Source organism: Methylomonas sp. AM2-LC (genome assembly GCF_039904985.1).
Lineage (GTDB): Bacteria > Pseudomonadota > Gammaproteobacteria > Methylococcales > Methylomonadaceae > Methylomonas.
Genome location: NZ_CP157005.1, coordinates 4426708 through 4449192, shown reverse-complemented (window position 1 = coordinate 4449192; position 22485 = coordinate 4426708). Strand labels below are relative to the sequence as shown.

Genomic DNA, 22485 nt, shown 5'->3' with positions numbered 1-22485 from the left:
TGCTGCAATTTAAGCAAGTTTAGTGGCAGTTATTCCAATCATAACCTGGTCCACCAAAGAAAAAGTATGATCCCCAAGTTGGATCACCATAGTAAGGACCTGAAATGTCATAACAGGCAGCATCTGATCGCGTTGCGGTAAGCCCCGTTGCAGGCGTGTTCCAAACCGTATTCGGATTTGTGGTGGTTGTGTAGTTATACTTTATTAGTCTTTGATAAGCTGCTTTTTGCCACCACGCGCTAGGGAACTGTCCGCTGCCCATATCGGTAGAGGTATGTAGCCCAAGATTGCGGTTGTCGATGATTTCCCCGCCAAAATCGATTTCCGCAGCTCTATTGGCCACCCCCGCAGTACTATAACGGGCGCGTGGATAATAACCGACCCAAGTTCCTTGCACATTCAGCCACCAGGCACCGCCATCCATATCCTTAAACCATTGCATGGTGTATTCGTACTGAGTGCCATTATAGGTACTCGATGCTAAGGTTGCACCAGGATATATGGTAGAGCTAACCTGAACAAAGTCACCGCATGTGTTGTTGTAGCAGCCTGTACCCGATGCATAACCTCCATTGGTTGAGTAGATGAATAAATGCGGGTTGTAGTCTCCATACAAGTCACGGTATTTTTGCGTGCCAACTTCCAATGTTTGCAAGCCAGCTCCAGAACCACCCACTACCCAAATTTGACTTAGGCTAAATTCGCTATTGAGTTCCGTAGAAGGATTCCATACATTAATGGTAGAACTAGCACCCCAATTCGTTACATTGCGATAGGCATGCGCATATTGGTGTTGGCTAGATGGGCCCCAGTGATAGGGCGGTTGAATACCCGCTTTGGGTAAGAGTGCAGCTTTGCCAATGTGGGAGGGCACTTTGGCAAAAAAATCGTCCAATGTCGCAAATCGGCTCAAGTCGGATGCAGTTACTTGTAGTATTGGCACCGTTCCATCCTGGCAGCCTGCAACATGCACGCCTTCATTGTCGAGTAAGGGTTCAACTATACTTGCAGCTGGCGTTACATGGGCCTTTGGCTGTGCTATGTGTGGCGCTAACGGTATTGGGCTACCCGCAAGACTGGGGTTATTAACGACCGCTGGTTGCGAATTGACATCTACGCAATCAATTATACGCCCGCTTGCTGTTTTTAGTGATTGACGAATATCTGATCGATCATGGCGATGTTTTAAATAGTGATTAGCGCGACCTATTTCCACTGGATCAGTCATACGAACGACAGTGGGATTAGAAGCTTTAGCGTTATTTTTTGCATCACCAATATTGTTGCCAGGGATGGCAATAGTCGAATTATTCACCGTAGCAGAAGAGTCAATAGGCGTATAAACAGGCCCAAAAGGCACTTGCCCAGCGTAAGCATTAGAGGGCATGTATACCATGCTTCCTAATAACGCTCCCAATATGACATTTGTATTTCGAAAGTTTTTTAACATTGTAATTGTCTCCAATTAATGTAAATTAATTTATTAAATGACGATACAAGCAACTCTGGCGCTTAAAAAAGGTCCATTATTGACTCAATAGCGTTTTGTGGTTCGTAGCTCACCCAGATTCACAAAAACGTTGTCAATTGTTGCCTGTGCCGTAAATGGAGCATTCGCTAGTTCATTAAATGCCAAAACTAGCCTACAAACGGTTAATTTTGGCACAGAGTATCGGCACCTAATGTGTATACAGCCAATACAATCTCCTAATGTTCACAACTCCCGCCACGGCACACTGCCGGGAACTAAAGCACAGAATAATGTGACTATTAGGCTAAGGCCTAAAGCGAATGCTATTTCACTCTAAAAATAAAGCTAAACTCAATGTCACTTATTAAACTGGGTTTCGATCATAAGGGACATTCGGTTTACACCGGCTTGGTACTATCATTTTGTTGGGAAGTACTGTTTTCCGATGTGGTGTAAGGTTAATCTTTTGGTTCCGGTAAATCTGTTAAATTTTTCATTCGGAATTGTAATTTAGGTCACAGTAATCCTTAACTAAACCAAGCATGGTTAAAATATGGAACTGTGTTTGTGTGCGAAAATTGAGCGCCAAACATGCCTGTACGTCGTGTGGTTACAGGTTTATAGCAGTCACTTTCGGCGTCAGAAATTAAGAGAATAACCGGTATCAATCACGTTTTTTGTGCAGTTGCTGGGTCTCAATGCTCACAGTGGAAAAAATTAGAAAGTTTATCCATGAAAGACGTCAAACAAAAAGCCAATCCAACAAATTGTTGGTACCAGAAATTTGTCAGATATAAGGTTTTCTAAAAGCATAATAGTTTGAATTTAAAGAATTATATTAAAATAAATTCGCTTTTAAACACTCTAGGTCGGTACACAAAGCTGCCAAGTGGGCTTCAGCCGTGTAAACATTTCCATTCCTTCTAGTTCACGTTGTAAGATTTTCCAACGTGCCAGATCAAACGAATCCCGATACAAATAAGCAATCCAATCCGCCAGTAGCACTGCGGCATAGGTTTCAGGGGTGTGATTGTTGGCACTAGAAAGACCAGCACTGTACTGGTATCCAGCCACAATGGTAGGCTCATCATAGCCCCAGCGCTGTAGCGCAATTGCAGCGGTGCCTGCACGAAATGTAATATCCTCGGAAAGGCTCAATTCTGCAGCTATGGCAACAGAATTGAGTGCAATTGGCAACTCAGAGAAATGAACATTGGCAAACAAAGCTTGTATGTGGGCTGCAAGTTCAGGAGTATTGGCCGCATGCCAGAAATTGAATACCACTGTTTGTCTCGGCTGACTAACCTCCGTGACGCCATGGTAAGAATCGATGTTAAGCAAAAAGCCAAAAGCCTTGTTGTACTCAGGATTAACGCTGAAAACCACTTCGCTTTGCGGGGATGAGAATAATTCCAGAACACCTCCGTGTTCCGTTTGCCATTGCTTATTGAGTTGCACAACCAGTCTAGCAATCTCGTAACCCAATAGCGGTCGGTCACTATGTATACCAATAACCTGGCCAGGCAACATTCGCTGAGCCGTGACCACAATCCGATTTACCAGTGGTAATCCTGTTAACTCGCGCATTCTAGTAAGCACTTCCGTTTGAAATGATGCAGAAATACTCTCAGTGACGTCCTTTAGAGAGCATCGATAAAACGCACCATCTCGATGTTGCCAGTCACTCTCATCTACAAATAAACCCTCCAGTGCAGCGCACTGTTCCTCAGTGAAGGCAGAATTCACATAAAAAAAGGGGAAAGGGTTGTCATGGTGGTTGGGGTATGAAAGCAACGGCTAAATTCCTTAAGAGTAGTTGCGGATTGAATTATTAAGATTTGTCGATCAAAGCAATAACGTAGTTATTGCCAAAACAGACACGCATATGAAATGCAGACGCTATTCAAACTATATAATCATTATTTAGCGTGAAGGCAAGCCTGCAAGGATGTGCCGACGCCAGGAGGCGCGTCGATCGCGACTGATAGTTACTATTAATGTTTTTACGGCGACTCTTATCGTCATTGTCAGCAGTATTAAACATCTCGTTCACTTCATTCGTCAATCATTTAGGGTGTTGAACAGATTTCATCTGAATGACAGTAAAGGCTGTTTTCAATCTGATGTAGGCAATAAAAGCATAGTCGCATAAAAACCAAACAGAGGAGAATGGCATTTGCTTAAGTGTATAGTTTGCTTAAATCAATAGATTATGAAAAATTTGTAACCGTGGTTGGGTTAGCTCGACAGAGAGTAACCCAACAATCGAATCTAAATTAAATTTAAATGATTTCCTTTAAGTAGGCACCATACAAAACATAGATGTTCTTTTCTTCATCCTATAGCCGAATCAGCCAAAACTAGAGCTATTGTCTCCAAAATGTATGCGTATCCAGATAAACGGATTCAGGCAAGATCAATGAGAATGTTGCTCAGGACTAAACCAAGCTTCAGAAACCATATTGATCATTTCTTTAATAACTATTTTCAATAGCTGGAAGGCTGAAATGGTTATCAGTGCGCCGATAGTTAGCCCTGCTATCATGAAAAGTGCAATTTTCATAGTGCCTCCTTATGTTCTGTTAAATTTCAGTGTCAATGGCGTATAAACGCCAAACGCTATCCAATTGTCCTACGTTAAATATAGATTTCAAGTTGTATTTAAACGACAGCTGTGGCGTACTTTTTTATTTATTTTTATTATCATTGGCTTAAGTTTTTACGCTAATGTTGTTTGTTAATAAAATATTTACTTAACGCTGTATCAGTGATAGTAAATTAGAGAGTTTTTCTGTGGTAATTTTCAAAAAATTGAGGAATGCTCTGTAGGTTTATAAAATTTAAGCTTTTATCCTGTTTCACTGCTACGATTATTATTCAGGATACAGGTTGAAATAGTCATGTTTGCCAGATTAATGATAAATTGCTTGCCGTTTAGGTTAAACGAACATTTATTTGATTAGCCAGCCAATAATGAAAAAAAGCGTTTGCCCTTAGTTCTTCGATACAACTCATAAGAGCTTGAGCGAAGGCTGGTGTAATTGCTCAATATGGAACAGTGATGTTAATAGTTTGAATATTTAGGAGGTATAATTATGGCTTTAGTTTCGTTACGGCAACTATTGGATTATGCAGCAGAGCATAGTTTTGGTATTCCTGCATTCAATATCAGCAATATGGAGCAGGTACAAGCTATCATGCAAGCTGCTGATGCGTGTAATAGTCCCGTGATAATGCAAGGTTCGGCGGGCGCAAATAACTATGCTGGCGAGATTTTTTTACGCCATTTGATTCTGGCTGCCGTAGAGCAATACCCTCATATTCCCGTCGTCATGCATAGAGATCATGCACCTGCACCCTCTATCTGTGCTCAAGCAATTCAATCGGGCTTCAGCTCGGTTATGATGGATGGTTCTTTATTAGAAGATATGAAAACCCCTGCAGCTTTTGAATACAATGTGAATGTAACCACTAGTGTAGTTAAGATGGCACATGCCTGTGGTGTTTCAGTGGAAGGTGAAATTGGTTGTCTGGGTTCTTTAGAAACACAATTGGATACAGTTAGTCATTCGGCTTCAGAAAAATTGCAGCCCAGTTGTTTGCTGACCGATCCTGATGAAGCCGTAGAATTTGTAAAGCAAACAAACATTGATGCTTTAGCGGTTGCTATCGGTACAAGTCATGGTGCTTATAAATTTAGTAAACCACCCACGGGCGAAGTTTTGGTAATCAGTCGCTTAAAAACCTTGCAACAACGCTTACCTAATACCCATTTTGTTATGCATGGATCTAGCTCAATTCCTCAAGAGTGGTTAAAAATCATTAATGATTATGGTGGCGATATTCGTCAAACCTATGGAGTGCCGATTGAAGAGATTGTGGAAGGTATTAAATACGGTGTTCGTAAAATTAATATAGATACCGATTTGCGTATGGCTTCAACAGGCGCAATACGTCAATATGTGGCGCAACCCGAAAATGCCTCAGACTTGGATACACGTAAAATATACAAAGCCGCAAGACAGGCAATGCAACAGCTCTGTCAAACACGATACGAAGCTTTTGGTTCTGCTGGACATGCAAGCAAAATCAAAGCGATACCTTTAAAAGAAATGATTAAATATTATCTATAAAAGCTCGGCGGAACTAGTTACCCAATTGTTTAAGCCTGATAACGCCCAAATTAAAGTGTGTTTGCATTGACTAATAGCTTATGCACGGTAAGCTGTTTACATGAGTTTATTGGTGTAATGAAGCTTAATTTTGTAAGCACATATCAGGTTAATTTAATCATAAGCTCATGCTATTTTACTTAAGAATGAGTTAAACCTACGTTTTTGGAGGTGTGAAATCTATAGGCTACAAGTGGTGCTGCTAAAGTTGATGTTTAGGTCGGGAGATAGCTAAGCACAAATTTTAAGCACCACTTTTTAATATTTATGAAGCTTAAATATTTTGCATCTCTGTTTTCATGAGTTTTTACTTTTAGGGAACTTCGAAAAACCTGGCTTTTGTGCTTCGACGGGCTCAGCACGAACAGTAAACTATTGATATATAAATGCCACTGTTCGCCCTGAGCCTTTAGACTTTGCTCAGGAGAGGCTTGTCGAAGGGTGGTTTTTCGAAGTTCCCTTTTTAATGTCCTATTTAATGAAAAAGTTGCCTGAGTTTATTTTATTTTACGACGCGCAATGTCCTATTTGCAGAATAGAAGTTAATTGGCTTAGGAGTAAAAACAAAGTTGGCCGGCTTGGGTTTCAAGATATTAATGATAGCCAATTCAAACCTGAAGATTATGGTAAAACTTTTGATGAATTAATGGCTGAAATTCATGGTGTTTATCCGGATGGATACATCATCAAAGGTGTGGATGTGTTTGTTGCTTGTTATAAAGCAGTTGGATTAGGCTGGATTTTTGCTCCTACGCGTTGGCCAGTTTTAAAAACCTTGTTTGATCTGCTCTATGTTTTGTTTGCTAGGTATCGACTTCGGCTTGGCCTTCTTTTTGGAGCTAGTCCATGTAGGCGGAATAGCTGTATAGGGAAAAGCTTAAAAATTGTGAGGATATTAATCGTAATTCCGTGCTTATCACCGCTAAAATAATGCTTAAGTCTGGCATTAACCTAAACTTTTTTCTGAAAATAACGATTCCTGAGCAGTTTTATAGCTGAGTAGATGCTATTATATCGCCAAAAAATGGCAGTCAGCGTCCCTCTCTGTACAGAGTTATTCATCAGCATGTCAAAGGAAAGATTATGTCTTCAGTCCCACAGACAATTATTCCAAATCTTTTCGATAGTCACTCTACGCTTAATGAAAGACTAGCAATAATGCATGATCGAATCCTCGATGCAATTCCTTGCATTGCACGTATTGCCGTGGCTATTTATGATCCCGCCACAGATAAACTTAAAACATTCATCAATAGTACCCGTATAGGGGAAGCAATTACTGGTTATGAATTTACCCTTTCACACAGTCCATCGCTACTTAAGCTGGCAACTAGTGGCGAGCCCCGTGTAATAAACGAAATTCAGGAAGCCATAAAATCAAATTCTTTACATTCTAACTGGTTAATCACGCAAGGATATCGCTCGTCTTTTACCTTACCTCTTTACGATAATGGCGCATTTATGGGGTTTGTGTTTTTCGATTCCATGGAACAAGCTGCATTTTCCCAACTGATACAACGAGATCTTACGTTATATGCCAGTTTGATTAATATGAGTATCAGCAGCGAATTTGCTGCGGTTCGATCAATAATAGCCTCTGCCAAAGTGGCGAGGGATTTTGCAGATTTACGTGATTTTGAAACGGGTACACATCTGGAACGGATGGCTCGATATTCCAGAATAATAGCAAAGACTATTGCATCTACCCATAACCTGAATGATGAGTTCATCGAGCATGTATTCTTATTTGCACCACTACATGACATTGGAAAAATTGGTATTCCTGATAATGTACTTCTTAAACCAGGCAAATTAGACGCGGATGAACGTATTATCATGCAATCGCATGTCGAAAAAGGTTGTGGAATAGTAAAGAAAATTCTAGGCGATTTTGCACTTCAGCATCTTTCAGATTCCAAGATTATGATCAATATTGTCAAATATCATCATGAACTGCTGGACGGTTCTGGTTATCCTAATGGATTAAAAGGTAATGAGATTCCTATCGAAGCCAGAATCGTTGCTGTTGCCGATATTTTTGATGCGTTAACAAGCAAACGCCCCTATAAAGAAGTATGGAGTAGCCAGCATGCAAGGAGCGAGCTTAACAAAATGGTAGACGCAGGTAAATTGGATGTAGACTGTGTAGCTGCAATAAATGCTAATGCCCTCGAAATTGAAAGTATACAACTGCTATATCAGGACTCTGCGCTGAGTTGATGTCCATTAATCATTGCTTGTTGTCCCAATGTTGATACATATACCTTTAGGTCTATGCGATTTAAGACCCAAAAGAATTCTACGTTCTCAGTGCGTAGCATTCACCACTTTTTTAAAATAAATAAGTGAATAAACCATCCTATCCTTGCATTACAAAGAGGCAATCCGTTTTGAGTTTAAATAGTTATCAGTTAGTAGACCGTGAGCAATTAGCCAGAGACATAACCCAAATTCACCAGCAAGCTTTAGCCTCTATCGGCCCAGAAGACTTCTTGCATTTAAAGAAAATGGAGCGTTGGGGGAAAATTTGCTCGGCCATTGGATATGCTACAGCCTGGATTATTCCTAATCCTATTTCGGCACTTTTGATCAGCCAAGGTAGTTTCACGCGCTGGACGCAAGTAGCGCATCCAATCGTACATAAAGGTTACGACAAAGTTGAAGAAGTCGGCAAAAATTACACCAGCAAAAATTTTGCACAGGGTTGGCGACGTTTTTTAGATTGGCCTGATTGGATGACACTGGCTGGCTGGCATCATGAGCACGACTTATTACATCATTATAGTCTGGGCGAAATCACTGATCCTAATAATGCTCAGCACAATATGGAATGGCTAAGGCAGTCTAGCCTGCCGATGTGGACACGCTATGTAATCGTTGCATTTTTTTCCGGAATTTGGAAAATTATTTATTACACGCCACGTACGCATAAAGAATTATGTTTAAATGCCGCCCGAAAACAGGGTAAACCTAGGCCAGTCACAACACGTATTGGTGCATGGAGCCCTTTCACGCAGCAAGGTCGGTCACTATGGTTGCAAAGTATCTTGCCTTATATCATTTTTCGTTTTGTGCTGTTACCCTTGCTGTTCTTGCCTCTGGGAACATTTGCGGCGGTTAATGTATTACTCAACTCTATTCTGGCAGAAATTTTTACCAATATGCACAGTTTTCTGGTCATGATTCCAAATCATGCGGGAGATGATGTAATGATGTTTGATGAAAAATCCAAAAGCAGGGGAGAATTTTATTTGCGCCAGATTTTGGGATCGGTAAATTATCCAACTGGATCTAATTTAAACGACTTTTTTTACGGATGGTTGAATTATCAAATTGAGCATCATTTGTGGCCAGATTTGCCATTAAGCCAATACCAAAAACTGCAACCGCAGGTTCAAGCATTATGCAAAAAACATAATATTCCCTATTGTCAGCAATCGATTTTTAAGCGCCTGATGAAAGCAGTGGATGTTATGGTTGGTAAAACTTCAATGTTGAAACCCGTTATTGTGTAGATAATTAAATTTAGTTATTTAAATTAGATACATAGTATTAATACTTTCAGCCCGTTAGTTGTGAATGAGTCCAATCATGAACAGTTTGACCATTACATACTAACGGGATGGGATGCGTGTGCGATTCACTTATTTGTAGATAACTTACTTTTTTAGCTTTTCTTTACTTGCATTGTTGTATTCATAACAATTTTTAGCCGGATAAAAAGCTAAAGTGATGTCTAAAAGTCATTAAATTTTGCTTAATACGTCCAATATAGACTGCAATAGTTCATTTATAGCCAGTTGGCCTCATTATTGAATGTCACTTAGTATCTTCTCTATTTACAGAAGATTATCGATTGGCATAGATAGGTAATTGAAGCAACGATGACAAACTCACAACAACTAAATACACATTCGCTGGCAAAATTTTCGCTTACTATTACGGCTATTAAAGTAACGATGAAGCAGCAATACATACAACGGCTTAGCTCGGATCTCTCTCGGCAGCAATGGCTGGGTTGTTTTCAACGTAACGTGGTGAGCGTTATAGAACACAGTTATGAACAAGCGATGCTGGAACTGATCTGCCTGAATTTTGATACTAGCCATTCTCAGGTTAGTCGAGGTGTTTCAGAATTAACTCCGGAGGTACTGCAAATATTTGATGGATTTGTGGACGAATTTTTACTATTTGTTATCGATAAACATAGAACCTCCTGCGCTTTGTCAAATTTCCCTGACGAACACAAACCTGATCGAGCCTACGTCAATACAGTTAGGCGTGAGATAGCCGGATTGTGGCAAGAGTTCGCTTTAAATGTTAACGCCTATTTACTGGAATCAAGGGTAGATAATCGGGTGAAAATACTCCTATAAGCCACTGACAAACACTCAATATGCACTCCATTGGCTAGTCCGTTCGTGGTGAGCCTAGTCGAACCATGAGCGGGCTAGCCGATCCGACGTAAAAAATCGTACTGATTTATTATTAAGCGCTTAGTACTAATGAATAGAGCAAACTTTTAAATTTAGTGGAAATACGTTATGACAATCGACAATAAACCAATAACGTTAACTGGGAATACAGAGATTGATGATGAACATCAAACATTCATTGGTATTATCAGTCAGTTGGGCTTTGTCGGTAATGCCGAGTTCCCTGCTTTGTTCAAACAGCTTTATACGCACGCGGAACAGCATTTTCAGCGTGAAGAGCAATTGATAAAACAAACAGCATTTCCCTCAGAAATTGAGCATATAGGTGAACACTGGCGAGTATTAGCCGAGTTCAAACAATTTAAAATCAAAGCAGACAAGGGCAGGGTATGGCGATCTGTCATGATTTCGATACAGTAGAAGGATTTTATACAACAACTGAAAGTGAGGACATTTATAATCGCTTGAGACTAGAACAAAACTGGCCGGATAATCGCTATTATTACGCCGGACGCAAATTTGTATTGCCTAGACTGCAGACTTGGCATGCAGATGCTGGCATACACTATAGTTATAGCAATAATCTTTTAGAAACCAGGCCTTGGACACCGTTACTTAGCGAGATTCGAGCCCGAGTTGAAGGATATTTGCATGTTTCATTTAATGCCGTGTTAGTAAATTGTTACCGGAATGGCGAAGATCATGTTGGTTGGCATGCTGATAATGAACCTGAATTAGGCGAACAACCTTTTATAGCTTCTCTCAGTTTTGGTGCGACACGCAGTTTCGAGTTTAAGCATAAGAAATCAGACTTACATGCGCAAATACTATTACGTCAAGGTGATTTGCTGGTCATGCATCCTAGGTTTCAACAAAACTGGTTACATAGAGTCCCAATCGATCAAAGCGTAAAGCAAAGCCGTATTAATCTGACTTTTCGGCGGGTTGTGGTTTAAGAGATTTAGAAAAAAACCTACGCTTTTTTTAAACACATATCCTTTAAAGTTGTTGTAAATCCATCAAGTCAACAAACAATTGTTATTTAATGGTAACAATCTATTTTTCGTCTAATGAATAATGTTATTTATGTAATTGATAGTTAATAGTTTTTTTTGTTTAAAAAACTGGTGTGAATTTTGCGAGATTAAATTTGTAATCTAAGTTTAAGCCCCCAATCTCTGACACAGGTAAAGTATGAGTAAAATTGGCATTTTTTTCGGAACTGATACGGGAAGCACTCGACTGGTAGCCAAAAAAATATACAGTTTGCTTGGCGAAGCATTGGCTGATAAACCCAAAAACATAAATCGAACCAGCGTTGTTGAGCTGTTGCAATATGATGCATTAATTTTGGGTACGCCTAGTTATGGTGTTGGCGATTTACCGGGTTTGGCGGTAGGATGCCAAGAAGCTAATTGGGCGGAGTTTGTCCCATTACTGGATGATGTTGATTTAACAGGTAAAAAAATCGCCTTGTTTGGTTTGGGTCATCAGGAGCGTTACGCATCGCGCTTTGCCAGTTCTCTAATGCAGTTGTATCAGGTTTTTTATGGGCATGGAGCAGATATGGTTGGTCGCTGGAGTACTGAGGGTTATCAGTTCGAACATTCTAAAGCCATAATTGATAATCAATTTGTGGGTTTGGTATTGGATCAACGAGGGCAACCGCATTTAACAGATGAAAGGTTGCAAATATGGTTGGCTACAGTTACGCCTATGTTATTAGCTGCAAACGCTCAGGCTAATTAAGCAATGCTCACATCTCAAATTGATGAAGATAGTTTTGATTCAACGCCGATGGCAGATTGTAGCCAATGCCAGCATCAGCACACATTATTGATTGCTGGTAATTGTAAGCTAGGCCATTGTTGTGTTCTTGCTGAAAGTGGAAGGCAAATAGATCGATTTTTTAAAGCGCATCCCGAGCAAGCACTCTGTTATATACACGATGTTTTTTGGGAGCGCCGTGCAATAGCTGCGCGTTATTTGCCTCAAAATCAGCTGATTACTTTACTGGCAGACCCTGATGAAGCGGTAAGGCGTGTACTAGCTTATCGCTTACCGATAGATTTGTTGCTGACACTACGCAATGATGAAGATAGGGAAGTAAGAGTCACAGTTGCCGACCGTCTTCCCACAGAACAATTAGAGTTAATGGCTGATGACCCGGATTATTTGGTACGTGTCTATGTGGCGCGGCGCTTGCCGTCGGGTCGCTTGTTTCGATTGGTGGCAGATACAGATGCCGAAGTAAGACGTATTGTTGCTGAGCGTATACCACAAGTCAGTTTGGGTTTACTTGCTAATGATCCTGAAGTCACAATACGCCGTACTATTGTACAGCGCATGGATGTGGATGATATTCAGCTCATGCAATCAGACTCTGATTGGCTTGTACGTTACGAAGTTGCCCTACGCGCAAAGCAATATCAATTAGAGCAGATGTTGTCTGATGCAGATGCAGAAGTGCGTGAAGTAGTACAGCAACGCTTGGCTTTAATGGATATGGAAAAAGAGATTGATGATGAATGATTATGTTGTTGGCCTAAGTTATAGCGACCGATTGCGTCTTGCTACTACAGCTCGACATCAAGCCATGCAAGAATGGTTTGGCTCTGAATTGGCGATGTTAACGTCCTTGATGGGGCCTATGAGCGAAGGACCAGAATGGCCAGCAAGTGCTGCTTGGCTCGGGGTTCGCCGTGGACAAAATGCCTGTATTATTTCTGACGGTTTGTCTGATCCTTGGGTAGACAGACATCAAGGTGATAACGGACTTGGTCTTGAAGTTTTTATCGAATCACCCGATGTTGAGCTCACAAGCAACACGCCTTTAACTCAGTTGGCAGATACGTGGTTATTTCCCATGTTGGCAGAGATTAGTCATACATTGGCAGGTTTTCCTCGCTTATCCACAAGGTTGCTGGCTGGGGAGCTATTATCACTAGAATTAAATATTGATCACATAAAGGACGGCCGAAATATTTCCGGCGTACTGTTAAGTTTACAAAAACTACCCGTAATTAGTTTATCACCAGACAGTAACGCTACTGTACGTTTAGTTTCTGCAACTTTATTAAGTCCAGCTGAAGTCATTTATTTGCGTGGCAAAGGTGTAAGTGGACGGCAGATATTAGCTGACAAGCTGCAAGTTGCTGGCATTATGCATCTATCCCTTTTAAAAAGACCTTCGCTCGTATAAATTGAAAATTTCGTGGTCGATTTGTCAGGCCAGCTTAATAGCCAGCATTAATCTTTTTCAGGTTAATGCTGGCTATTAAGCATGACTTGATGCGCTGTTTGGTTATTGAAGAACTGGTTTAGTAATGGTAGTAGGCATAAATTTTGCCACTTGTGGTGCGGTGATATTAACAACACTGGTTTGATCAGACGCTCTAGCTGTATCGCTCGCTGGGTAGCCGCAAGGTTGTCCTGCGCATTGAGTAGTGAGTAAAGGTGTGCTAAACAGCATTAGCATAGGGGTTTGGTAGCTCATGATGGTAGCAAATACGCCTTGATTGCTCCAAGCGTAGGAATAAGGTGTTGCACCATAGCCATTGGCATCGGCTCGGTCATGAACTAGACCTAGACCATGACCAATCTCGTGAGTAAAGGTATTTACACCACAATAATAACCAGTAGCATCAACGGAGTTCCCATCACCCATGGTGCCAAAACCTACCGCAGCATTAGGTGTGCTACCCGAAGCAAATTCAACATAGCTTAATCCGCAGTTACCAGTGGCATTTACGTACAAGGGGCGAAATAAATACACTAAATCAGCGCCATATTTAGCACGTTTGGTGCTGAGGCCAGCAAATACACCCATATTGTTAACCATATCACTTAAGGCTTGATTATTGCTGTTATTTTCGACATAGGTGGTCGGTTCAGTATGTACCAGTCGTATCGCAAGATTGATTTTTGAGTCTATATACGCCTGATTGCTCATGGTGGTTAATAATTGAATTCGTTGTAGAGCATAGGCTTGGGTTTGTTTGATAGTGGTATATAAAACCATAATATCAATGGTATTTGTGATGTTGGCGTTGATAGAACTGCTTCCAGAGCTGCTTGATGAGGTTGTTGTTGTGTTTGTTGACGGAGCCTCAGCTAATTTCAGAGCAGCAACTGCAGCGTTATAGTTGGTTTGAGCTGTTGCTAGCGCTGTATTTGCAGCATTCAGAGCAGATTGAGCGGTGTTTACGGTGCTTAAAGCAGTATTGTAAGCGGCAGTAGCACTGGTTAATTGTTGGTTTGCAGTGCTAAGCGCAGAATTAGCCGAAGCAAGTGCTGCAGTTGCGTTACTGTATGCCGCAGCTGCATTTTGATAGGCTCTTAGAGTGGTGCTATAGGTGGCACTCAAACTGTTATAAGTAGCTTGGTCTTTATTGAAATTTGCCGTGGCTGTGGTTAATGTCGCATTTGCTGCGTTGTAGGCAACGACATCTGCGTTGTAAGTTTTTTGTGCGGAAACAAAAGCATAGTTATCCGCATAATAAGCTGCTAAATCGCTGCTATAAGTGGCATTGATTGAAGTCATTGCAGCCTTTTCAGTATTAACCTGAGATTGGGCTGTTGCATTGGCAGAAACTGCCAGAGTATAGGCACTATTAGCTTTAGTTGCATTGGCTAGTGCAGTGTTGTAAGCCGTATTAGCTAGGGTATAAGCGCTTTGCTCAGTAGTCAAATTATTATTAGCTGAAATTAACGCAGCGTTTGCTGTTGCTATTGCTGTAGATGTTTTAGCATTGGCAAGGGCATTTTTTGCATTAGTGACTGCCGTTTGTGCTGCTAACAGGGCAGTTTGAGCAGTGGTATTTACCGTACTTGCTGTTGCTAAGGTTGAGGCTGCGCTATTTTTGGCGTTGGTTGCCGCCGTTAAGTTGTTTAAGGTGATTTTTGCAGCGCTTTCAGCAGCGGATAATGCTGATGTGGCTCTGATTTTGGCTGTTATGGCACTAATTAACTGGGTAATGCCTGCGGTAAGTTTGGCTTTTAGGTTATTCACATTTGCCAAATCAGCAATTTCTTTAGCCTTAATAGTATTAAAAGCAGTTTGGGCGTTGTTTAATGCAGTCGTGTCGGCATTTAATTTAGCTTTTTCGGCATTAACCGCAGTTAAAGCCGCAGTTTCAGCGGCAAGCGTTTGCGTGTTTAACGCGCTTGCACTGGTTTCTGCTGTTAGCGCGTTATTTTTAGTTGTTGTTGCAGTCGCTACATTAGTCGTAGCGGTATTAAAAGCTGCCAAAGCATTTGTTAAGGCTGTCTGAGCTTTACTTAGAGCTGCTTGGTCATTTGTGACTGTTGTTTGGGCGGCGGCTAATGCTATTTGGTCAGTGGCGACAGTCGCTTTTAGTTGGTCAATAGTGGCCGTACTTGCTGCGCTGATGCTGTTTGCAGAAGCGAGAGCCTTAGCTGTTAATTGTTCCATTAATGCGGTAGGTAAACTGGTTTCCTGGTCACCTACAAAGCCAGCAGCACTCAGCTGATTTGTATCTATCAGATAAGTGTTACCTTCTGTTTGTTCAATGTGGTACGTGCCGTCCGGCGTGTTAATAACACCCATAATGCCTGCTGAACCTTGCGAAACATACACACGATAACCTTCACCTTCATTGTCAAGATGCCCTACCCAGGTTTGCATACCGTTTTGACCATCTACAGTGTTGTCATGGTTCACCGCATAATTGCCAATTGGTAAGTCTAGGGAAATAACAGAATTATCTTTAATGTCCAGCATCTGTTTAACCGGAATTTGAATTGCGGTTACCGCACCTGCGGGCATAGCGCGATATTTTTGCGGTAGCTCTTTATATGTGCGTGAAAATTCAATGGTATTTTCAGGTTGAGACTGGCTTGAGGTGGGGGCTAAAGAAATTAAGGGATTGCTGCTGTGGTTACGGCCAGTAATAATCACTGTTTTTAGTTGCTTGCCGTCCTGGATGAGCGAGTAATTGTAATCCGTTAGCAGTTCTTTTACCGCACTAGTCCAGTCGCTGGCTGCAATATTTTGCTGAACAGTATCGCTACTTAGATCAATGCCAATTTTAAACGTAATACCAGAGCGCTGAGCAAGTTGGTTGAGGGTTTCTGCTAGCGATTTGCCTTGGGCAGCATGGTAAATATGTACCGGCTGAACTGTTAATAATTCAGTTGGGGCAATAACTCCCGCATATGAACTGGTAATTGATAGGCAGCTTGCAATAGTAGCAGCCAAAATGCTGCGTTTTAGTACACTGTTGTTTTTCATTACGGTTATATTGGGTTGTTTAAAATTCGGTGCAATCTAACCGTAGTTCTCACTCGGGTAATTTAAAGTCCAGTGCTATGCATGCGTTATTATATGCAAAATGCAGCAGAGGTAATTAACTTAAGAGAAGCGAGATTAGTAATCCATTCTGTCAAGATACTATAATAATATTTGATAACTTGCAAGCAAAAAATCAAGTAAAGATGACCTGGAAATCTATTGCTTGAGTATAGTCAACAAATAAATTTAATGTGTAAATTAACCTTGTTACTGATTGGTTTTTTCTAAAAAAACTTAAAAAAACATTAAAAATCAATAATATAATAAATTTATGTGGTAATTTTTTTTCTGGCATCAGTATCGATTCATAAATTTTATCAACTTTCATCCCGGTATAATCTTACGCACTGGGTGATATGGAGATACCTTAAATCTACAAGCAAATGTAGTCGCTGATAATTTTAAGTAAAGATAGTTTATTAACTTTTCTTTCTCGATTATTGAAAATTTTAACTACCCTCTGTGAGTTTAAAGTGAGTATCACATTAAGATTAGATTAAAATAATAACTTCCTTAAGTTGATTAATATAAGTGAATTGTTTCAATGAAAATAGTATCAAGTTACGCGATTAATTGATAAAGCTTTGTATTTTCTTTGACGCATAAAAAAGCCGTCGCCCCTAAAGGCGACGGCTCATTAAGCTATTAACTTATATTGAAGCAATTATTGTAAGACAGGTGTGGTGATGGTGGTTGGCATAAATTGTGCCACTTTAGGAGCTGTCATATTCACCACTGTGGTTTGGTCTGATGCTTTTGCATCATTTGCAGCATAACCGCAAGGTTGACCAGCGCATTGTGTAGTCAATAAAGGTGTGCTAAACAGCATCAGCATAGGGGTTTGATAGCTCATGATGGTAGCAAATTTTCCTTGTTGACTCCAAGCGTATGAGTAAGGTGTAGCACCATAGCCAAAAGCATTTGCGCGATCATGCACCAGACCCAAGCTATGTCCAATTTCGTGGGTGAACGTGTTTACGCCACAATAGTAACCGCCAACATCAACAGAGTTGCCATCACCGATGGTGCCAAAGCCTATTGCTGCACTAGGTGTGCTAGCATTGGCAAATTCCAGATAGGTTAAGCCACAGTTACCTGTTGCATTTACATATAAAGGTCTAAACAAATACACCAAATCAGCACCGTATTGAGCGCGTTTCGCACTGGTACCAGCAAATGCGCCAGAGTCGTTTGTAAGATCAGATAATGCTTGATTGTTGGAATTGTTTTCTACATAAGTTGTAGGTTCTGTATGCACCAAACGTAATGCTAGGTTGATTTTGGAATCCACATAAGCTTGATTACTCATAGTGGTTAGCAATTGCAAGCGTTGTAAAGCATATGCTTGTGTTTGTTTTACGGTAGTGTAGTAAACCATAATATCAATAATATTAGTGGGGCCGGTGTTAGCAGTGGTTGCCGTAGTGCTGGTGGTAGCCGTTGTTAATTTCGCTGCATTTTGTGCGCTAGTCAGTGCGGCAATGGCGGTATTTAAAGTAGATTGAGCCGTTGCCAAGGCAGTTGTTGCGCTCGTTAATGCGGATTTAGCGCTATTTAATACTGGTAAGCCTGAGTAATAGTTCGTGATTGATTTCATGAGGTTCTGGTTGGCCGTATTTAACGCAACGTTAGCGGCATTGGCTGCCGTTGCTGCTGCATTGTAGGCGGCTGTTGCAGTGTTGTACGCGGTAACTGTCGCATTGTAATTTGCAAGTGCAGTATTGTATGTGGCTTGAGCATTGTTAACACTTGATGTATCGGCCGCAGTGGTATATCGAACGTTTTTAAGTGCGGTATTTGCAGAATTTAAAGCGGCTTTAGCAGCATTAAGTGTATTTAATGCATTGTTTTCAGCAGTAAGTGCTCTAGCTTTTGCTGCGGATGCATTTGCCAGAGCATTAGCTGTCGCATATTTGTTGTTGGTAGCCGTTGAAATTGCAGAGGCGGCAGAAAAATAAGCGGTTAGATCATTGTTCAATGCGCTAGTGGCAGCTGCCAGCGCGGCTTGATCTTTAGTAACCGTAGCTTGAGCAGCGGCGACAGCTGCTTGATCGGCAGTAACCGCAGCTTGAAGCTGAGCGATGGTTAAAGTGCTGTCTTTAGCGGTTGCAGCACCATTAGCAGAAGTACTAGCGTTGGCAGCAGCGGTAGCACTGGCTGTAATTTTTTCCATTAAAGCGGTTGGCAAGGTGAGTTCTTGATCGCCTTCAAAGCCAGCTGACGTTAATTTGTTGCTATCAACCAGATAAGTAGAGCCAGCAGTTTGTTCGATATGATAAGTACCATCGGGAGTATTAACAACCCCCATCACTCCAGCAGGACCCTGAGACATATAGACACGATAACCTTCGCCTTCAATATTTAGATGGCCTACCCAGGTTTGCATACCATTTTCACCATTCACAGTATCATCATGATTAACTGCATAGTTACCGATAGGTAAATCCATAGAAACAACAGACTTATCTTTAATATCCAGCATTTGTTTAACCGGAATATTGACCGGGGTCACAGAGCCAGCAGGAAAATCACGGTATTTTGCGGGTAAATCTTGATGCGTGGGTGTAAATTCAATGGTATTTTCGCTAGCAACACCTGTCAGATCTGCTGGTGCAGTAGCAACAACAGAAGTACTGCTGTGATTGCGGCCCGTAATAATAACGGATTTTAAGGTGTCGCCATCTTGTACAAGGGTGTAGTTATAGTCTGTTAACAAGCCTTTAACGGCGCTGATCCAGTCATTTGCAGCAATGTTTTGTTGCACAGTATCACTGCTTAGATCAATGCCAATTTTAAAGGTGATGCCAGAACGTTGCGCAATTTGGCTGAGAGTTTCAGCCAGTGATTTACCATGTGCGGCATGGTATACCTGAACAGGTTGTACTTTCAATAAGTCAGCGGCTGCGTGTACATCCGCATAAGAAGGCGCTATTGATAGACAGCTGGCAATGGTCGCAGCTAATAAGCTGCGTTTTAATACGCTATATGTTTTCATTTCGGTCACCTTAAGATGATAAAATTACTGAGCAATCCAACCGATCCAACTTCAGTAAAGTTTTTATAAAATATGTTACAGGTTGTTAAGAATAACTGTAACAAGGGTTCAAGCTCTTTTAAGCTTGGTTGTATTATAGAGACGATCAGCACAGCCAAACTGTGAACTAATACCGAAATAACTTTTTTCTTAAGGCCTATTCCCAAAATTGCGACACACTCTACATTGCAGCCAACAGCAAGCCCCAATCAAATAGAATTTATCTAAAAATGCGACTTTATTGGCAGAAAACAGAGTTAATAGCACATTTTTTTAGACGGTTTAAGCGTTCTAAACTAGCTTTTTTCTAAAAATCCTAAATCTCTAGCCTGTAGGAGCCAACACAAAAGTATCATTAATACCTTAGTCCAATTGGTTGGCTATCAGATTTATGTCATTATTAACACATGGTTTTTTCTGCTAATATATTTTGCAAAACTGCTTTTTTAACAAGAATAGTCTACGCTTTCTTTTAATTAAGCTGATTCGCAAGAGTCATGTCAGCCTAATGTAACAAGGACTAGTGCAAGTGTTTCTTTTATGAGGTATATAAAAAATGATTCGCGTAGCTATCTGTGACGAACACGAACTAGTGCGTCTAGGGTTAAGCTGTTTTTTAGATAAACAGCATGATCTTGAATTGGTTTGCCAAGCTGCAAGCTATCAGGCATTACTACAGGCTTGCTCTCTGGCTAAACCCGATATTATTTTGTTGGAAATTACCGAAGATATTGAAGTACTCAATGACCTGCTGCCAGAAATAGCAAAAGTATGCTCTTCAATATTAGTGTTAACCGCTTGTAAAGATCGTCAAAAACAATTACAGGTTTTGCGACTTGGGGCGGTGGGTATTGTTTTCAAAGATCAGAGCTTAAGTATTTTAAATAAGGCTATTCATGCCCTTCATGGTGGTGAAGTATGGGTGGATCGTGATGTATCCTTAGAACTGCTTAGAAATAGTGTTAATGCCGATCTGTGTGAGCTATCAGTAAATACCATTGCAGAAAAAAAGGACTGCAATCCTTATCATTTAACACCAAGAGAGTTAGAAATTACTATGCTTGCAGCCAACGGCCTGCCAGCAAAAGCCATAGCGGCTAAATTATTTGTCAGCGAAAAAACCATCCGTAATCAATTAGTAGTTATCTACCAAAAACTTGGCGTTTCCAGTCAGGTTGAGCTGGTCGTGCAAATGTGCAGAGAAGGGTTAAACACCTTGCATGTAGTGTAAAATTAAAAGCATTATTTTGTAATTGCAAATTAATGGCTTGTTTGTAGAGTCTAAAAATTTAAGGATAATTGATACATTACAATAATGTGTAATTTTGTTACAGTATATTCCATCTAACAAGTGAGAATAATAACTTGGCAACAGAGGCTTTGGTTCGTCAAGAGAGTTACCAGCCAGCGCAATAAAGTGCTGAGCAGGTTAGCTCCCCCTTTCAAAAATACGTCTATTCATTAAGGGGAGCCTCGAAAACTCTGGCTTTTGTTCTTAGACAGGATCAGTAATAACGGTAAGTTTTTGATATATAAATACCACCGTTCGCCCTGAGCTTGTCCACGGGTGATTTTTGAAGCTCCAAAGCCAAGTTTTGAAAGAAAGGTTTATTGGCATGTGCAACTGTTTTCTTAGGACTTTTATCCCAAACAAAAGGATAAATGCATCATGCGCAACAACTTATGGTTTGTTAATGTTACTATGCGCTAGATTGGGCTTAGCCTATCGAAAGCAGTGTTTTGAGTTTTTAAAAAAATAATAAAGATCCAGGGTTAGTAATACTGAGTAGCTAATAAAACACGAAGTATTATAGGAAGTAACTTTTCATGGCAGGTAATAAACTAGGATGTCCTAAGTTCGCTCATAGATGAGCTTTTTGGGATGTAAAAGGACTTAGTAAGTGTTTTATAATTTATTGGATATTTTTAATTTTTTGGAGAATTTTATGGGTAAGACAAAATTAGCTCTTGCATTTTCACTGCTAACAGCAAGTTCGTTAGCGTCTGCAACAGGTTGGGACTTGGGAACATTGGCATCTGGTTCAGTGACACCTGTATCTAATGCTGCTTTTTCAACATTTTCAGATGATTTCACTTTTAAAGTGGACAGTTCAACGCTTGACATAACTGGGGGTACATCAATTGCTCAGTTTTTTAGCTATACTGGCCCATCTGGGGTAGTAACTATACCTACTCTTTCGGGTATTAATAGTTTTGCATTTCAAGTTTTTGATGTAACCTCATCTAGTTTTATTGGTACAGTGGGTGGTGTAGGTAAAGATGTTAAATTAACAGGTTTATCGCTTACTGATCAATACAAGCTTGAAGTAACAGGAACACCAACTTCTACAGCTCAGGCATTATACACAGTTGTATTGGGTGCTGGTGCGGCTGTAAGCGGTGGTGTAACTAGCGCAGCGCCAGAAGCTGGCGAATGGGCGATGATGTTGTTAGGTCTGCCTATGGTGGGCTGGATGGTTCGTCGTAAACAAGATGTTGTTGTAGCTGCTGCTTAATTTATTGAATTAAAGCAGTTTGTTAAGATTAGAGCCGGATAATATCCGGCTTTTTTTTGCCTGTAAGATTTATTGCGTTTTATGAGTAATAAATTACACATATTCATGTTAAAAACTTAGCTATAGTATTAACAAAAGGGCAGCATCAATCAATGTTTGTGGTTGTTATGCGTAAATCGCTAAGTAATTGTTTAAAATGCGGTGATATTTATCATTATATTTAGGGATAATTGATACCTATACAACGGTGTTTTCCTTTGCTACAGTGTATATACCTTGTTTAAATTGTGTTTTAAGCTTATCCAAGTGTGCTTTTGCTTAAACTTTTATGTGTCATCCAATTTATGTATGGTATAGCTTTTTAGTGGAATTGTAGAGATTGGTAAAAATCGTAAACAATTGAGTATGTAATTTTCGGAGATGGTTGTAAAAGAAAGATAGGGATATTTGTCCCGAAAAAAGGGATATTTATATCATGCGAACGACAAGTTAAGCTGTTATTGTAAACTTGTATAAGAAAATGGGCGTAACTCGCAAATCAAG

General features: G+C 40.5%; 17 protein-coding genes. 12 read left to right on the top strand and 5 right to left on the bottom strand.

Going from position 1 to position 22485, the window contains the following annotated elements:
- Positions 1-19 precede the first annotated feature (19 nt).
- The 3 genes from ABH008_RS19745 to ABH008_RS19735 form a co-directional block, all read right to left on the bottom strand.
- Positions 20-1450, bottom strand: a complete 1431-nt coding sequence (locus tag ABH008_RS19745; RefSeq protein WP_347987325.1) for a neprosin family prolyl endopeptidase — start codon at positions 1448-1450, stop codon at positions 20-22.
- 885 nt (positions 1451-2335) lie between these two features.
- Complete coding sequence (locus ABH008_RS19740; protein WP_347987324.1) at positions 2336-3265, bottom strand: 2OG-Fe(II) oxygenase; 930 nt, start codon at positions 3263-3265, stop codon at positions 2336-2338.
- A 622-nt stretch (positions 3266-3887) separates the two neighbouring features.
- Positions 3888-4034: a hypothetical protein gene (locus ABH008_RS19735; RefSeq protein ID WP_347987323.1), complete on the bottom strand. Its 147-nt coding sequence runs from the start codon at positions 4032-4034 to the stop codon at positions 3888-3890.
- Positions 4035-4566: 532 nt separating this feature from the next.
- Here ABH008_RS19735 and fba point away from each other — a divergent pair.
- From fba to ABH008_RS19685, 10 genes are all read left to right on the top strand, one after another.
- Complete coding sequence (gene fba / locus ABH008_RS19730) at positions 4567-5604, top strand: class II fructose-bisphosphate aldolase (protein WP_347987322.1); 1038 nt, start codon at positions 4567-4569, stop codon at positions 5602-5604.
- A gap of 517 nt (positions 5605-6121) precedes the next feature.
- The gene (locus ABH008_RS19725; protein WP_347987321.1) at positions 6122-6574 is read left to right on the top strand and encodes a DUF393 domain-containing protein; all 453 of its coding nucleotides are present in this window, start codon (positions 6122-6124) and stop codon (positions 6572-6574) included.
- Between the two features lie 152 nt (positions 6575-6726).
- On the top strand, positions 6727-7863 hold the full coding sequence (locus ABH008_RS19720) for an HD domain-containing phosphohydrolase (protein ID WP_347987320.1): 1137 nt from the start codon (positions 6727-6729) through the stop codon (positions 7861-7863).
- A 170-nt stretch (positions 7864-8033) separates the two neighbouring features.
- Positions 8034-9158: a fatty acid desaturase gene (locus tag ABH008_RS19715; protein WP_347987319.1), complete on the top strand. Its 1125-nt coding sequence runs from the start codon at positions 8034-8036 to the stop codon at positions 9156-9158.
- Positions 9159-9527: 369 nt separating this feature from the next.
- Entirely contained in the window at positions 9528-10019 is a 492-nt protein-coding gene (locus ABH008_RS19710; protein WP_347987318.1) for an amine oxidase, read from the top strand.
- 168 nt (positions 10020-10187) lie between these two features.
- The gene (locus tag ABH008_RS19705; protein WP_347987317.1) at positions 10188-10499 is read left to right on the top strand and encodes a hemerythrin family protein; all 312 of its coding nucleotides are present in this window, start codon (positions 10188-10190) and stop codon (positions 10497-10499) included.
- Entirely contained in the window at positions 10469-11035 is a 567-nt protein-coding gene (locus tag ABH008_RS19700) for an alpha-ketoglutarate-dependent dioxygenase AlkB (RefSeq protein WP_347987316.1), read from the top strand. Before ABH008_RS19705 ends, ABH008_RS19700 begins: the two co-directional genes overlap by 31 nt.
- A 238-nt stretch (positions 11036-11273) precedes the next feature.
- Positions 11274-11828, top strand: coding sequence for a flavodoxin (locus ABH008_RS19695; protein WP_347987315.1), 555 nt, complete (start codon positions 11274-11276; stop codon positions 11826-11828).
- A 3-nt stretch (positions 11829-11831) separates the two neighbouring features.
- Complete coding sequence (locus ABH008_RS19690) at positions 11832-12611, top strand: 4Fe4S-binding leucine-rich repeat protein (RefSeq protein WP_347987314.1); 780 nt, start codon at positions 11832-11834, stop codon at positions 12609-12611.
- Positions 12601-13281 (top strand): hypothetical protein, encoded by a 681-nt coding sequence (locus tag ABH008_RS19685; RefSeq protein WP_347987313.1) that lies wholly within the window; start codon positions 12601-12603, stop codon positions 13279-13281. Before ABH008_RS19690 ends, ABH008_RS19685 begins: the two co-directional genes overlap by 11 nt.
- A gap of 102 nt (positions 13282-13383) precedes the next feature.
- Here ABH008_RS19685 and ABH008_RS19680 read toward each other — a convergent pair whose 3' ends face one another.
- Entirely contained in the window at positions 13384-16332 is a 2949-nt protein-coding gene (locus ABH008_RS19680) for a M12 family metallo-peptidase (protein ID WP_347987312.1), read from the bottom strand.
- A gap of 724 nt (positions 16333-17056) precedes the next feature.
- On the bottom strand, positions 17057-19387 hold the full coding sequence (locus ABH008_RS19675) for a reprolysin-like metallopeptidase (RefSeq protein WP_347987311.1): 2331 nt from the start codon (positions 19385-19387) through the stop codon (positions 17057-17059).
- 595 nt (positions 19388-19982) lie between these two features.
- Between ABH008_RS19675 and ABH008_RS19670 the strand changes: the two genes are divergently transcribed.
- A complete protein-coding gene (locus ABH008_RS19670; protein ID WP_347987310.1) occupies positions 19983-20657 on the top strand; it encodes a response regulator transcription factor in 675 nt (224 codons plus the stop codon).
- A 670-nt stretch (positions 20658-21327) separates the two neighbouring features.
- A complete protein-coding gene (locus ABH008_RS19665; RefSeq protein WP_347987309.1) occupies positions 21328-21942 on the top strand; it encodes a hypothetical protein in 615 nt (204 codons plus the stop codon).
- Positions 21943-22485: the final 543 nt, after the last annotated feature.

Coding starts and splice junctions, on each gene's coding strand:
- ABH008_RS19745 (WP_347987325.1), bottom strand. CDS start 1,450: ATGTTAAAAAACTTTCGAAATACAAATGTCATATTGGGAGCGTTATTA.
- ABH008_RS19735 (WP_347987323.1), bottom strand. CDS start 4,034: ATGAAAATTGCACTTTTCATGATAGCAGGGCTAACTATCGGCGCACTG.
- fba (WP_347987322.1), top strand. CDS start 4,567: ATGGCTTTAGTTTCGTTACGGCAACTATTGGATTATGCAGCAGAGCAT.
- ABH008_RS19725 (WP_347987321.1), top strand. CDS start 6,122: ATGAAAAAGTTGCCTGAGTTTATTTTATTTTACGACGCGCAATGTCCT.
- ABH008_RS19720 (WP_347987320.1), top strand. CDS start 6,727: ATGTCTTCAGTCCCACAGACAATTATTCCAAATCTTTTCGATAGTCAC.
- ABH008_RS19710 (WP_347987318.1), top strand. CDS start 9,528: ATGACAAACTCACAACAACTAAATACACATTCGCTGGCAAAATTTTCG.
- ABH008_RS19705 (WP_347987317.1), top strand. CDS start 10,188: ATGACAATCGACAATAAACCAATAACGTTAACTGGGAATACAGAGATT.
- ABH008_RS19700 (WP_347987316.1), top strand. CDS start 10,469: ATGGCGATCTGTCATGATTTCGATACAGTAGAAGGATTTTATACAACA.
- ABH008_RS19695 (WP_347987315.1), top strand. CDS start 11,274: ATGAGTAAAATTGGCATTTTTTTCGGAACTGATACGGGAAGCACTCGA.
- ABH008_RS19690 (WP_347987314.1), top strand. CDS start 11,832: ATGCTCACATCTCAAATTGATGAAGATAGTTTTGATTCAACGCCGATG.
- ABH008_RS19685 (WP_347987313.1), top strand. CDS start 12,601: ATGATGAATGATTATGTTGTTGGCCTAAGTTATAGCGACCGATTGCGT.
- ABH008_RS19680 (WP_347987312.1), bottom strand. CDS start 16,332: ATGAAAAACAACAGTGTACTAAAACGCAGCATTTTGGCTGCTACTATT.
- ABH008_RS19675 (WP_347987311.1), bottom strand. CDS start 19,387: ATGAAAACATATAGCGTATTAAAACGCAGCTTATTAGCTGCGACCATT.
- ABH008_RS19670 (WP_347987310.1), top strand. CDS start 19,983: ATGATTCGCGTAGCTATCTGTGACGAACACGAACTAGTGCGTCTAGGG.